Source organism: Streptomyces sp. NPDC093586, from assembly GCF_044764905.1.
Lineage (GTDB): Bacteria > Actinomycetota > Actinomycetes > Streptomycetales > Streptomycetaceae > Streptomyces.
In genome coordinates this window covers 1-13,617 of sequence record NZ_JBIWJA010000005.1, presented here as the reverse complement: position 1 = coordinate 13,617, position 13,617 = coordinate 1, and the positions used below count along the sequence as shown (strand labels likewise).

The window sequence follows — 13,617 nt, the reverse complement described above, 5'->3', positions numbered from 1 at the left end:
CCGCGGACGGGCGGCCCCGTCGCACCGTCCGGGCGGCGGGGCGTCTCAGCCCTCCCGGGACCGCTCCCCGAAGCGCTCCCACAGCCGCGGGAGCCGTTCGGCGAGGACCCGGTCGTCCTCCAGGTCGACCGGGGTGCCCCGCGGTTCCGCGGGCGCGGGTGCGATGCCGAGGTCGGGGGCGACGGTGCCGGTGAGCTGCTCGTAGGCCTCGTCGGCCGCGTAACCGAGCTCCTCCCCGTCGCCGTCCAGCTCCTCGTCGAAGTCGTCCAGCAGCTCGGCGAGCGAGTCGGGATCGTGCACCGCGCCCTCGTACACCTCGCGGCCCTGGCCGATCAGCCAGCACCGGAAGTAGTCGAAGGCGTCGTCGCTCGCCCCGCCGAGCAGCACCCACGCGGCGGCCCACAGGTCCCACGTGCAGGCCCGGTTGTAGCGGGCCTCGAAGTGGCGGGCGAAGTCCAGGACGAGGTCCGGGTCCAGCCCGAGGAGCCGCTCCAGGAGCAGGTCGGCCTGTTCCTCGGGATCACCGTCGGCGCCCCGCCGGGCGGCGTCGATCAGCTCCCAGAACTCCGTCTCGTCCATCACGGGTCCAGCATCGGCCCTGAAGGGGTGCCCCGCACGTGGAGCGGAGCGGATCGTCATGTCCGGGTGGGTCGCCGGGTCCGGTCAGGGCTCGTCCGCGTACGGCGTGGTGGGTCGCCGGGTCCGGTCAGGGCTCGTCCCCGTACAGCGCGGCGAGCCGCCGGGCGTCCCGGGCGAAGCGTTCCCGCAGCTCCCCGGGGGCCAGCACCTCCACCTCCGGTCCCAGCGTCCTCAGCTGGGTGAGGGCGACCTCCTCGGACTCCACCGGCAGGGTCACCGTCACCCACCCGTCCGCGTCCGGCGCACCGGCGGCCGCCAGGGCCGCCCGGGCGGACAGCGCCTCGACGGCGTGCGGCAGCGCGCGCAGTCCCCGCTCGGACAGCCGCACCACGACCTCGGCCCGCAGGATCGAGCGCGCGAACTGCTCGGCACGCTCCGCCCAGAACGCGGGCAGGTCGAACTCCCGGTCCCGCTCGAACCGCTCCCCGCCGGGCTCCACCGCCGTGAACCGGTCGATCCGGTACACCCGGAACGAGCCGCCGTCCGGCACCCGCGCGCACAGGTACCAGACGCCCGCCTTCAGCACGAGTCCGTACGGCTCCAGCTCCCGGACGACCTCCTCCTCGCCGCGCCGGTAGCGCGCGGTGAGCGGCCGGTCGTCCCACACCGCGTCCGCGACCGCCGGCAGCAGCCCGGGCGTCTCCGGTTCCCGGAACCAGTTCGGCGCGTCCAGGTGGAACCGCTGCGCCGCCGTGCGGGAGGCGTCCCGCAGCGAGGGCAGCAGCGCCGCCGACACCTTCAGCCGGGCCGCCGACGCCGCGTCCTCCAGTCCCATCTCGCGCAGCGCCCCCGGCACCCCGGACAGGAACAGTGCCTCCGCCTCGCCGCGCGCCAGACCCGTCAGCCGCGTCCGGTACCCGCCGATCAGCCGGTACCCCCCGGCCCGGCCCCGCTCGGCGTACACCGGCACGCCCGCCTCCGACAGCGCCTGCGCGTCCCGCGTCACGGTCCGCTCCGACACCTCCAGCTCCCGGGCCAGCTCGGCGGCGGTCATGGCCGGACGGGACTGGAGCAGCAGCACCATCTTGATGAGGCGGGCAGCGCGCATGCCCACATCATGCAGGAGGCCCCCGCCGAAGCGGGGGCCTCCTCACAGACCATCTCGGGTCAGAGCCTCACATGCCGTAGCGCTCGCGCGCCTCCTTCACGGCCGTCGCCTGGACCTCGCCGCGCCTGGCGAGCTGGGCCAGGGCCGCGACCACGATGGACTCGGCGTCGACGCCGAAGTGACGGCGGGCGGCCTCACGGGTGTCCGACAGACCGAAGCCGTCGGCGCCCAGCGAGGACCAGTCCTGCTCGACCCACTGCGCGATCTGGTCCGGGACCTGGCGCATGTAGTCGGAGACGGCCAGCACCGGACCTTCGGCACCCTGGAGCGCCTGGCGGACGTACGGCACCCGCTCCTCGCCGCGCAGCAGCGCCTCGTCGGCCTCCAGCGCGTCGCGGCGCAGCTCGCCCCACGACGTCGCCGACCACACGTCGGCGGCCACGCCCCACTCCTCGGACAGCATCCGCTGCGCCTTCAGCGCCCAGTGGATCGCCGTGCCGGAGCCCAGGAGCTGGATGCGCGGCGCGTTCGCGACCGGGGTGAGGCCGGCCGACTCCGCCGTGTTGAACCGGTACAGGCCCTTGACGATGCCCTCGTCGACGCCGGGGACCGACGGCTTGGCCGGCTGCGGCAGCGGCTCGTTGTAGACCGTCAGGTAGTAGAAGACGTTCGGGTCCTCGCCCGGGGCCGTCTCGCCGTACATGCGGCGCAGACCGTCCTTGACGATGGCGGCGACCTCGTACGCGAACGCCGGGTCGTACGTCAGCGCGGCCGGGTTGGTGGCGGCGATGACGGGGGAGTGGCCGTCCGCGTGCTGGAGGCCCTCGCCGGTCAGCGTGGTGCGGCCGGCCGTCGCGCCGATCAGGAAGCCGCGGCCGAGCTGGTCGCCGAGCTGCCACATCTGGTCGGCCGTGCGCTGCCAGCCGAACATCGAGTAGAAGATGTAGAACGGGATCATCGCCTCGCCGTGCGTCGCGTACGACGTCGAAGCGGCGATGAAGTCGGCCATCGAACCGGCCTCGGTGATCCCCTCGTTGAGGATCTGGCCGTTCTTGGCCTCCTTGTAGTACATCAGCTGGTCGCGGTCGACCGGCTCGTACGTCTGGCCCTTGGGCGAGTAGATGCCCAGCGACGGGAACAGCGACTCCATGCCGAAGGTGCGCGCCTCGTCGGGGACGATCGGCACCCAGCGCTTGCCGGTCTCCTTGTCGCGGACCAGGTCCTTGACCAGGCGGACGAACGCCATCGTGGTGGCGACGTTCTGGGAGCCGGAACCCTTGTCGAAGGACGCGAACGCCTTGTCGGCGGGCGCGGGCAGCGGCGCCACCGGGTGCACGCGGCGGGCCGGGGCCGGGCCGCCGAGGGCGGCGCGGCGCTCCTGGAGGTAGCGGACCTCGGGGGAGTCGGCGCCCGGGTGGCCGTAGGGGACCACGCCGTCGACGAAGTCGCTGTCCTTGATCGGCAGGCCGAGCAGGTCGCGCATGTCCTTGAACTCGTCCACCGAGAGCTTCTTCATCTGGTGGTTGGCGTTCTTGGAGGCGAAGCCGGAGCCGAGGGTGTGGCCCTTGACCGTCTGGGCCAGGATCACGGTCGGCGCGCCCTTGTGGGCGAGCGCGGCCCGGTACGCGGCGTAGACCTTGCGGGACTCGTGGCCGCCGCGCGAGTAGTGGAAGCACTCGAGGATCTTGTCGTCGGACAGGAGCTTCGCCATCTCGACGAGCGCCGGGTCCTTGCCGAAGAAGTCCTCGCGGATGTAGGCGGCGTCGCGCGTCTGGTACGTCTGCACCTGCGCGTCCGGTACCTCGCGCAGCCGGCGTACGAGCGCGCCCGTGGTGTCGAGCTGGAACAGCTCGTCCCAGGCGGTGCCCCACAGCGTCTTGACGACGTTCCAGCCGGCGCCGCGGAACTGGGCCTCCAGCTCCTGCACGATCTTGAAGTTGGCGCGGACCGGACCGTCGAGGCGCTGCAGGTTGCAGTTGATGACGAAGGTCAGGTTGTCCAGGCCCTCGCGGGAGGCGAGGGTGAGCGCCGTGGTGGACTCGGGCTCGTCCATCTCGCCGTCACCGAGGAACGCCCACACGTGGGAGTTCGTCAGGTCCTTGATGCCGCGGCTGGTCAGGTAGCGGTTGAACCGCGCCTGGTAGATCGCGGAGATCGGACCGAGGCCCATGGAGACGGTGGGGAACTCCCACAGCCAGGGCAGGCGGCGCGGGTGCGGGTAGGACGGCAGGCCGTTGCCCCCGGCCTCGCGGCGGAAGTTGTCGAGCTGCTCCTCGTTCAGCCGGCCGTCGAGGAAGGCGCGGGCGTAGATGCCGGGGGAGGCGTGGCCCTGGATGTAGAGCTGGTCGCCGGAGCCGTCCGCCTCCTTGCCCTTGAAGAAGTGGTTGAAGCCGGTCTCGTACAGCCAGGCCGCGGAGGCGAAGGTGGCGATGTGGCCGCCGACGCCGTATTTGCTCCCGCGGGTCACCATCGCCGCCGCGTTCCAGCGGTTCCAGGCGGTGATCCGCTGCTCCATCTCCTCGTCGCCGTCCACGGTGGGCTCGGCGGAGGTGGGGATGGTGTTGACGTAGTCCGTCTCGAGGAGCTTCGGCAGGGCGATGCCGGCGCCCTCGGCGCGCTCCAGTGTGCGGCGCATCAGGTACGCGGCACGGTGCGGCCCGGCCGCCTTGGTGACGGCGTCCAGGGAGGCCCGCCACTCGGCGGTCTCCTCGGGGTCGCGGTCCGGGAGCTGGTCGAGCTCGCTCGGCTGGATGGCGTTGGGGTCGGTCATGTCGCCGCCTTCCTCAGTCGAAGGGGGTTCCCTCAAGTCAAGGGTTCGGGGGTGCCCTAGGTCTTTGGCAGGACAGGGCTGGAGCTCGGATGCAAGCCCGTCGGTGACTGTAACTCCCTGATCGATGATCGATCAAAGGGTTGAGGGCTAAAACCTCTCGATCTCGAGAAAGTCGGCACGGGGTGCCTTCGGTGGTGGCACCGGGTGACCTTGTCCGGTGGGTGTTTGTGCAGGTGAGCGTGGTACGGCTCGAGTGGTCGCGCCGTGGCCGACCGCGCGGGTCCCCGCCCCTCCGAAGGCGCGGGGACCCGCGCGGACCGGGAGCTGGGGGCGCACCCCAAGGGCCGGGAAGGGGCGGCGGGGACGGAGTGTCAGGCGCGGGGGGCGCAGCCCAGGACGTGGGACTTGACCAGGTCCGCGATCCGCGGGTCCCGGCGCCGGAACGCCGCGACCAGCTCCTCGTGCTCCTCCGCGTACGACTGCTGCACCGTTCCCAGCCACCGTATCGACAGCGCCGTGAACACCTCGATGCCCAGCCCCTCCCACGTGTGCAGCAGCACCGAGTTGCCGGCCGCCCGCACCAGCTCCCGGTGGAAGCCCACCGTGTGCCGCACCTGGGCCGTCCCGTCGGCCACCCGGTCGGCCTCGTAGAGCGCGGCCACGTGCGGTTCCAGGACCGAGCAGTCCTCGGCGAGCCGGTCCGCCGCCAGCTCCGCCGCGATGGCCTCCAGACCCGCCCGGACCGGGTAGCTCTCCTCCAGGTCGGCGGCGGTCAGATTGCGTACGCGCACGCCCTTGTTCGGCGCCGACTCGATCAGCCGCAGCGACTCCAGCTCGCGCAGCGCCTCCCGCACCGGGGTCTGGCTGACCTCCAGCTCGGTGGCGATCCGCCGCTCCACGATCCGCTCGCCCGGCTGCCAGCGTCCGCTGATGATCCCTTCCAGGATGTGCTCACGGATCTGTTCCCGCAGCGAGTGGACGACGGGCGCGGTCATGAGGGCTCCTTCGGAGGGGGCACGGATTCTATGCTGCGGCCCGAAGGGTCTCGTTGAGGGGCGGTGGTCGGGCGGCGGGCGGGACCCCGGGGCGTTGACGTTTAGACAATACGGCCGTCGCGGCGCCCGGGAGGGGCGCGCAGGCGCGCTTTTACGCAGGTGAGACGAGACTTACACAGCGTGCTGCCGCCGGAACGCGACGGTGCCCCCGCCCGGGAAGCTCCGGGCGGGGGCACCGTGGGGGCCCACTGGCAGGGGGATTACAGGCCGAGCTCGACCTCGAACTCGCCCGCCTCCAGGATCGCCTTGACCGCCGTCAGGTAGCGGGCGGCGTCGGCGCCGTCCACCAGGCGGTGGTCGTAGGACAGGGTCAGGTACGTCATGTCGCGGACGCCGATGACCGTGCCCTCCTCCGTCTCGATGACGGCCGGACGCTTGACCGTGGCACCGATGCCGAGGATCGCGACCTGGCCCGGCGGCACGATGATCGTGTCGAACAGCGCGCCGCGCGAACCGGTGTTGCTGATGGTGAAGGTCGCGCCGGACAGCTCGTCCGGGGTGATCTTGCTGGCGCGGACCTTGCCCGCCAGCTCGGCCGTGGCCTTGGCGATGCCGGCGATGTTGAGGTCACCGGCGTTCTTGATGACCGGGGTCATCAGGCCCTTCTCGGAGTCCACCGCGATACCGACGTGCTCGGTGTCGAAGTAGGTGATGGTCCCCTCGGCCTCGTTGATCTTGGCGTTGATGACCGGGTGGGCCTTCAGCGCCTGGGCGGCGGCCTTGACGAAGAACGGCATCGGGGAGAGCTTGACGCCCTCACGCGCCGCGAAGGAGTCCTTCGCCTTGGCGCGCAGCTTCATCAGGCGGGTGACGTCGACCTCGACGACCGACGACAGCTGGGCCTGCTCGTGCAGCGCCTTGACCATGTTGTCGCCGATGACCTTGCGGATGCGCGGCATCTTGACGGTCTGGCCGCGCAGCGGGGAGGCCTCCAGGGAGGGGGCCTTCTTCGCGGCGGGCGCGGCGGCGGCAGCGGCGGCCGGAGCCTGAGCGGCGGCCTTCGCGGCCTCGGCGGCAGCGGTGACGTCCTGCTTGCGGATACGGCCGCCGACGCCGGTGCCCTTGACGGTGGACAGGTCGACGCCGTTCTCGGCGGCGAGCTTGCGCACCAGCGGGGTGACGTAGGCACCGTCGTCCGCCGGCCGGGCGGCGGCCGGAGCAGCCGGAGCAGCCGGAGCGGCGGGCTGGGCCGGTGCGGCCGGGGCCGGCGCGGGCGCCTGCGGAGCCGGGGCGGCGGGGGCGGCCGGAGCGGCGGGGGCGGCCGGAGCGGCCGATGCCGGGGCGGCCTGCTGCGGGGCCGGGGCGGGCTCGGGCTGCGCGGGGGCGGCCGGCTGCGCGGGGGCGGCCGGGGCGGCACCCGCCTCGCCGATGACGGCCAGCTTGGCGCCGACCTCGGCGGTCTCGTCCTCGCCGACCACGATCTCCAGCAGGGTGCCGGAGGCGGGGGCCGGGATCTCGGTGTCGACCTTGTCGGTCGAGACCTCGAGCAGCGGCTCGTCGGCCTCGACGCTGTCGCCGACCGACTTCAGCCAGCGGGTGACGGTGCCCTCGGTGACGGACTCGCCGAGCGCGGGCAGGACCACGTCGGTGCCCTGGGCGGAACCGCCGCCCGAGGCGGCCTCGGCGGTCGGAGCCGGGGCCGGGGCGGCCTGCTCGGTGGAGGGAGCGGCCGGTGCGGGCTCGGGGGCCGGCTCGGCGACCTGCTGGGCCTGCGGGGCGGCCTCGGCGGCCGGGGCCTCGGCCGGGGCGCCGGAACCGTCGTCGATCAGGGCCAGTTCGGCGCCGACCTCGACCGTCTCGTCCTCGGCGACCTTGATGGAGGACAGCACGCCGGAGGCGGGGGCCGGGATCTCGGTGTCGACCTTGTCGGTCGAGACCTCGAGCAGCGGCTCGTCGGCCTCGACGCGCTCACCCTCGGCCTTGAGCCAACGGGTGACGGTGCCCTCGGTGACGCTCTCGCCGAGCGCCGGAAGGGTTACGGAAACCGCCATGGTTTCGGTTGCTCCTTACGAATTGCGGAAGTCTGTGTCGTCGCGCCCAGTGACCGAGGGAAGGTCAGTCGTGGGAGTGCAGCGGCTTGCCGGCCAGCGCCAGGTGGGCCTCGCCGAGCGCCTCGTTCTGCGTCGGGTGGGCGTGGATGAGCTGGGCCACCTCGGCCGGCAGCGCCTCCCAGTTGTAGATCAGCTGCGCCTCGCCGACCTGCTCGCCCATGCGGTCGCCGACCATGTGGACGCCGACCACGGCACCGTCCTTGACCTGGACGAGCTTGATCTCACCCGCGGTCTTCAGGATCTTGCTCCTGCCGTTGCCGGCCAGGTTGTACTTCAGGGCGACGACCTTGTCCGCGCCGTAGATCTCCTTGGCCTTGGCCTCGGTGATGCCGACGGAGGCGACCTCCGGGTGGCAGTACGTCACCCGCGGCACGCCGTCGTAGTCGATCGGGACGGTCTTCAGACCGGCCAGGCGCTCCGCCACCAGGATGCCCTCGGCGAAACCGACGTGCGCGAGCTGGAGCGTCGGGACCAGGTCGCCGACGGCGGAGATGGTCGGGACGTTGGTCCGCATGTACTCGTCGACCAGGACGTAGCCGCGGTCCATGGCGACCCCGGCCTCCTCGTAGCCCAGGCCCTGCGAGACCGGGCCGCGGCCGATGGCGACGAGCAGGACCTCGGCCTCGAACTCCTTGCCGTCGGCGAGGGTGACCTTGACGCCGTCCTGGGTGTACTCGGCCTTGTCGAAGAAGGTGCCCAGGTTGAACTTGATGCCCCGCTTGCGGAAGGCGCGCTCCAGCAGCTTGGAGCTGTTCTCGTCCTCGACCGGCACGAGGTGCTTGAGGCCCTCGATGATCGTGACGTCGGTGCCGAACGACTTCCACGCCGAGGCGAACTCGACGCCGATGACGCCGCCGCCCAGGATGATCGCGGACTTCGGCACGCGGTCCAGGACGAGCGCGTGGTCGGAGGAGATGATCCGGTTGCCGTCGATGTCCAGGCCCGGCAGCGACTTCGGCACGGAGCCGGTCGCCAGCAGGACGTGGCGGCCCTGGATGCGCTGACCGTTGACGTCCACCGAGGTCGGGGAGGACAGCCGGCCCTCACCCTCGATGTAGGTCACCTTGCGCGAGGCGATCAGACCCTGCAGACCCTTGTACAGGCCCGAGATCACCTCGTCCTTGTACTTCTGGACGGCCGGTACGTCGATGCCCTCGAAGGTGGCCTTCACACCGAACTGCTCGCTCTCGCGGGCCTGGTCGGCGATCTCGCCCGCGTGCAGCAGGGCCTTGGTGGGGATGCACCCCTTGTGCAGGCAGGTGCCGCCGACCTTGTCCTTCTCGATCAGGGCGACGTCCAGGCCCAGCTGCGCCCCGCGCAGGGCCGCGGCGTAACCACCGCTACCACCGCCGAGGATCACTAGGTCGAAAACGGTGCTGGCGTCGTTCGCCACGTCACGTCCTCCATGCATGTGCGCCGCCGGTCGTCGGTGACCGGCTGGCGGCTGGTGTCCGGCCGCTCGTTCTTCGGCCCTTGGTTGGGGCCCTGTCCTGCCGAGCCCCATCTTCGCACTTGTCGGGGGCCGACGAGACGTGGGGCCGGTGTGTGAGACGCCCCACGTTCCTTCGAGAGGGACGGTGGGGCGACGCCGTCAGGGGCGCGGGGAACTGCGCGGGCAACGACGGACCCGCTGCCGCACAACTCCCCGCACCCCCGAGCCCTCGGGCGAACGTCAGCCCAGGTCGCCCGCGGCCGTCAGCTCGGCGACCCGCACCAGCGTCCGCACCGCCGTACCCGTGCCGCCCTTCGGCGTGTACCCGAACGGCCCGCTCTCGTTGAACGCCGGACCCGCGATGTCCAGGTGCGCCCAGGTGATGCCCTCGCCGACGAACTCGCGCAGGAACAGGCCGGCCACCAGACCGCCGCCCATCCGCTCGCCCATGTTGGCGATGTCGGCGGTCGCGGACTCCATGCCCTTGCGCAGGTGCTCGGGCAGCGGCATCGGCCACGCCGGCTCGCCGACCTCCTCCGCCGCCTCGTGCACCGCGGCGCGGAACGCGTCGTCGTTCGCCATGATCCCGTACGTACGGCTGCCCAGCGCCAGCATCATCGCACCGGTCAGGGTCGCCACGTCGATGATCGCGTCGGGCTTCTCCTGCGAGGCCGCCCACAGGGCGTCGGCGAGGACGAGACGGCCCTCGGCGTCGGTGTTGAGGACCTCCACCGTCTTGCCGCTGTACATGCGCAGCACGTCACCCGGGCGGGTGGCGGAGCCGGACGGCATGTTCTCGGCCAGCGCCAGCCAGCCGGTGACGTTGACGTCGAGGCCGAGACGCGCGGCGGCGACGACCGCGGCGAACACGGCGGCGGCACCGGCCATGTCGCACTTCATCGTCTCGTTGTGCCCGGCCGGCTTCAGCGAGATGCCGCCCGAGTCGTAGGTGATGCCCTTGCCGACGAAGGCGAGGGACTTCGTCGCCTTGGACGAGGTGTACGACAGCTTCACCAGCCGCGGCCCCGACGCCGAACCGGCGCCGACGCCGAGGATGCCGCCGTAGCCGCCCTTGGTCAGCGCCTTCTCGTCGAGCACCTGCACCTTGATGCCGTGCTCCTTGGCGGCGGCCTGCGCGATCGCCGCGAACGCCTCGGGGTTCAGGTCGTTCGGCGGGGTGTTGACCAGGTCGCGGGCGCGGTTCAGCTCCTCGGAGACGGCGGCGGCACGCTCGATCGCGGCCTTGTACGCCTTGTCGCGGGGCTTGCCGCCGAGCAGCGCGGCCTCGGCGAGCGGCGCCTTGCCGTTCTTCGCCTTCGCGGCGCCCTGCGTCTGACGGCCGTTCTCCTTGTACGCGTCGAAGGAGTACGCGCCGAGCAGCACGCCCTCACCGACGGCGCCGGCGTCGGCGGCCTCGGTCAACGGCAGCGCGAAGACGGCCTTCTTGGCGCCGGCGAGCGCGCGGGCGGCCACGCCGGCGGCCCGGCGCAGCGCCTCGGCGTCGAAACCGGCGTCCTTCTCGGGCTCGGCGCCCAGGCCCACCGCCACCACGACGGGGGTCTTGAAGCCGGACGGCGAGGGCAGCTTCGTCACCTCGCCCTCGGCACCGGAGGCACCGAGGGTCTCCAGCACGTCGGCGAGCCTGCCGTCGTACGCGTTGTCCACGGCCTCGGCACCCGGTGCGACGACGGGGCCGCGGGCACCCTTGGCGACACCGATCACGATGGCGTCGGCCCGCAGGCCGGGCACCGCTGCGGTGGAGAGAGTGAGAGCAGTCACGGTGGTGAAATCTCGCTTCCGTACGAAGTCTTGTATGGCCGAATGCGGGTGGGTCGACCGGGCCCGACAACCGACCCTAGATCCCTCCTGCGAGGCGGTCTTTGCCCGGGCGGGCAAACACCCGGCACGAGCCTACGCTCGCACCCCCGTCCGCTCGCTCCCGCGCCCCGCGTTTCCCGCGCCCCCGAGGACGTACGAGATCATCGCGGGGTATGCCGCCCCCATCCCTGGAGTACGCCCCATGAGACGCCCGGCCCTGCTGACGGCCCTGCTCCTGCTGCTCGCGGGCTGCTCGTCGTCGCCCCCCGACGACGGGCGGGGCGCCGCCGGCCCCTGGCAGCCGCGCCCCGGCACCGCCTGGCAGTGGCAGCTCAGCGGCAGGCTCGACACCACCGTCGACGTGCCGGTCTACGACATCGACGGCTTCGACCACACCGCGTCCACGGTGGCCGCCCTGCACGACGACGGCCGCAAGGTCGTCTGCTACGTGTCCACCGGCGCCTGGGAGGACTTCCGCCCCGACGCGGCGGAGTTCCCCGAGTCGGTGTTGGGCGAGGGCAACGGCTGGGACGGCGAACGCTGGCTGGACATCCGGGCGACGGACGTCCTGGAGCCGCTGATGGCCGAACGCCTCGACATGTGCCGCGACAAGGGTTTCGACGCCGTCGAGCCGGACAACATGGACGGCTACGAGAACGAGACCGGCTTCCCGCTCACCGCCGACGACCAGCTCCGCTACAACCGGCTGATCGCGAAGCTCGCCCACGACCGGGGCATGGCCGTCGGCCTGAAGAACGACCTCGACCAGATCCCGGAGCTGGTGGACGACTTCGACTTCGCGGTCAACGAGCAGTGCGCCCAGCACGGCGAGTGCGCCGCCAACAAGCCGTTCACCGACGCGGACAAGGCCGTCTTCCATGTCGAGTACGAGCTGCCCACCGACCGTTTCTGCGCCGAGTCCCGTGAGCTGCGGCTGAGTTCGATGCTCAAGAAGTACGAACTGGGGGCGTGGCGCGAGGCCTGCTGAGCGTCAGCCCAGCACCGAGGCGACCAGCGCGGCCGTGGCCGCCGCCTCCGCGACCCCGCCGAAGACGTCACCGGTGACCCCGCCGAAGCGGCGGACGCAGTGCCGCAGCAGCAGTTCGGCGACGGCGACGGCGCCCAGCACGGCGAGCGCCGTACGGACCGCGTCCCACGTCCCGAGGGACGCTCCCGCCGCCGCCCCGGCGGCCGTGACGGCGACGGCCGCGCCCAGTGCCCCGCCCGCCGGGACCACCCCGGCGACCGCGGCGCCCAGCCCCTCCGGGCGCGCGGCCGGGACCCCGGCCCGGGCGGCCAGGGTGAGCGCCAGCCGGGCGGCGGTCGCCGAGACCACGGCGGCGAGCGCGCCCCGCGCCCACGAGTCGTCGTACGCCTGCGTCAGCGCGGCCACCTGGGCCAGCAGCACCAGGACGAGGGCGATCACGCCGAACGGCCCGATGTCCGACTGCTTCATGATCCGCAGCGCGTCCTCGGCGGGCTTCCCGCTGCCCAGGCCGTCCGCGGTGTCGGCCAGCCCGTCCAGGTGCAGCCCCCGGGTGAGGACGGCGGGCACGGCGACGGTGGCGACCGCGGCGAGCGGGCTGCCGGCGCCGAGGAACAGCAGGGCGAGCCCGACGGCGGCGGAAACGGCACCGACGACCAGCCCGGCCAGCGGGGCGCACAGCATGCCGCCGCGCGCCGCCCCACGGTCCCAGCGGGTCACCCGGGCCGGGAGCACGGTGAGGGTGCCGAACGCGAACCGGAGGCCGTGGGAGGAAGGGGTCCTGAACACCGGCGCAGACTACCCGGCGGTCACCGGGGCGCTTCCGCGGCCCGGGACTAAAGTTCGCATATGGGAGATTGGTGGCAGCGGAACATCGTCGAACCGGGCAAGCTGCCGTTGCTCCTCGCCCTCGGCGCCTTCGTGCTGACGTTCGTGATCACCCGCGTCGTCACCCGCCTGATCCGGGCGGGCAAGGGCCCGTTCGGGAACGTCAAGGCGGGCGGGGTGCACATCCACCACGTGGTCCCCGGGATCGTCCTCACCGTCGTCGGCGGCTTCGGCGCGGTCGCCGGCGACCGGCACGGGTTCGGCCCCGCCCTCGCGGCGGTGGTCTTCGGCATCGGGACGGGTCTCGTCCTGGACGAGTTCGCGCTGATCCTGCACCTCGACGACGTCTACTGGACCGAGGCCGGCCGCAAGAGCGTGGAGGTCGTGGTGGTCACCGCGGCCCTGGTCGGCCTGGTCCTCGCAGGATTCACGCCGTTCGGCGTCGACAACGTCTCCCAGAGCGAGCTGCAGGACCGCGCCAACGTCATCGCGACCGTCGCGGGCAACTTCGGCTTCTCCCTCCTCTCCCTGGCCAAGGGCAAGGTACGGCTCGCGGTCTTCGGCGTGATCGTCCCGTTCATCGCCGTGATCGGCGCCGTCCGCCTGGCCCGCCCCGGCTCCTTCTGGGCCCGCCGCTTCTACGGCCGCCGCCCGCGCGCCCGCGCCAAGTCCCGCCTGCGCGCCTACCGCCACGACCGCCGCTGGACCGTACCCCGCCGCACCCTCCAGAACTGGATCGGCGGCCGTCCGGACCCGCCGCAGCTGTAGCGGCGTCATGTCTCCGGCGGTGGTGGGGCGGTGCCTGCGGGTGCCTGCGGGTGCCTGCGGCGCGTGGGCGGGGTGCCTGCGGCGGCCTGTGCGGGTTCGGTGGGGGTGCGGGGTGCCTGCGGCGGCCTGTGCGGGTGGCGCGGTGCGTGGGCTGTGGGTCGGGGCCGCGCCGGGGGGTGTCCGTCCTCGGAACGGCGCGGAATCGGTCGGCCGCAGAAGTACC

The 13,617-nt window shown here is 72.5% G+C and carries 10 protein-coding genes; 2 read left to right on the top strand and 8 right to left on the bottom strand.

All coding sequences use genetic code 11. The annotated features are described in order from the left end of the window. Positions 1-45 precede the first annotated feature (45 nt). The 7 genes from ACIRFH_RS07470 to ACIRFH_RS07440 form a co-directional block, all read right to left on the bottom strand. Entirely contained in the window at positions 46-579 is a 534-nt protein-coding gene (locus tag ACIRFH_RS07470) for a DUF4240 domain-containing protein (protein WP_403518249.1), read from the bottom strand. Between the two features lie 127 nt (positions 580-706). Beyond that, a complete protein-coding gene (locus tag ACIRFH_RS07465; RefSeq protein ID WP_403517816.1) occupies positions 707-1,687 on the bottom strand; it encodes a helix-turn-helix transcriptional regulator in 981 nt (326 codons plus the stop codon). A 67-nt stretch (positions 1,688-1,754) separates the two neighbouring features. Beyond that, the gene (aceE, locus tag ACIRFH_RS07460) at positions 1,755-4,457 is read right to left on the bottom strand and encodes a pyruvate dehydrogenase (acetyl-transferring), homodimeric type (protein WP_403517814.1); all 2,703 of its coding nucleotides are present in this window, start codon (positions 4,455-4,457) and stop codon (positions 1,755-1,757) included. 371 nt (positions 4,458-4,828) lie between these two features. Next, positions 4,829-5,452 carry a GntR family transcriptional regulator gene (locus ACIRFH_RS07455; protein ID WP_403517812.1) on the bottom strand — a complete coding sequence of 208 codons (624 nt, stop codon included), beginning with the start codon at positions 5,450-5,452 and terminating at the stop codon, positions 4,829-4,831. A gap of 260 nt (positions 5,453-5,712) precedes the next feature. Next, positions 5,713-7,503: a 2-oxoglutarate dehydrogenase, E2 component, dihydrolipoamide succinyltransferase gene (gene sucB, locus ACIRFH_RS07450; RefSeq protein ID WP_403517810.1), complete on the bottom strand. Its 1,791-nt coding sequence runs from the start codon at positions 7,501-7,503 to the stop codon at positions 5,713-5,715. Between the two features lie 64 nt (positions 7,504-7,567). Further along, positions 7,568-8,956, bottom strand: a complete 1,389-nt coding sequence (gene lpdA, locus ACIRFH_RS07445; RefSeq protein WP_403517808.1) for a dihydrolipoyl dehydrogenase — start codon at positions 8,954-8,956, stop codon at positions 7,568-7,570. 279 nt (positions 8,957-9,235) lie between these two features. Next, positions 9,236-10,774 (bottom strand): leucyl aminopeptidase, encoded by a 1,539-nt coding sequence (locus tag ACIRFH_RS07440; RefSeq protein WP_403517806.1) that lies wholly within the window; start codon positions 10,772-10,774, stop codon positions 9,236-9,238. 241 nt (positions 10,775-11,015) lie between these two features. Here ACIRFH_RS07440 and ACIRFH_RS07435 point away from each other — a divergent pair, with 241 nt between their 5' ends. After that, positions 11,016-11,801, top strand: a complete 786-nt coding sequence (locus tag ACIRFH_RS07435; RefSeq protein ID WP_403517804.1) for an endo alpha-1,4 polygalactosaminidase — start codon at positions 11,016-11,018, stop codon at positions 11,799-11,801. A 3-nt stretch (positions 11,802-11,804) separates the two neighbouring features. On the opposite strand, the gene ACIRFH_RS07430 is transcribed toward ACIRFH_RS07435, so the two are convergent. After that, on the bottom strand, positions 11,805-12,587 hold the full coding sequence (locus ACIRFH_RS07430; protein WP_403517802.1) for an adenosylcobinamide-GDP ribazoletransferase: 783 nt from the start codon (positions 12,585-12,587) through the stop codon (positions 11,805-11,807). Between the two features lie 60 nt (positions 12,588-12,647). Here ACIRFH_RS07430 and ACIRFH_RS07425 point away from each other — a divergent pair, with 60 nt between their 5' ends. Beyond that, a complete protein-coding gene (locus tag ACIRFH_RS07425; RefSeq protein WP_403517800.1) occupies positions 12,648-13,394 on the top strand; it encodes a hypothetical protein in 747 nt (248 codons plus the stop codon). Positions 13,395-13,617 lie beyond the last annotated feature (223 nt).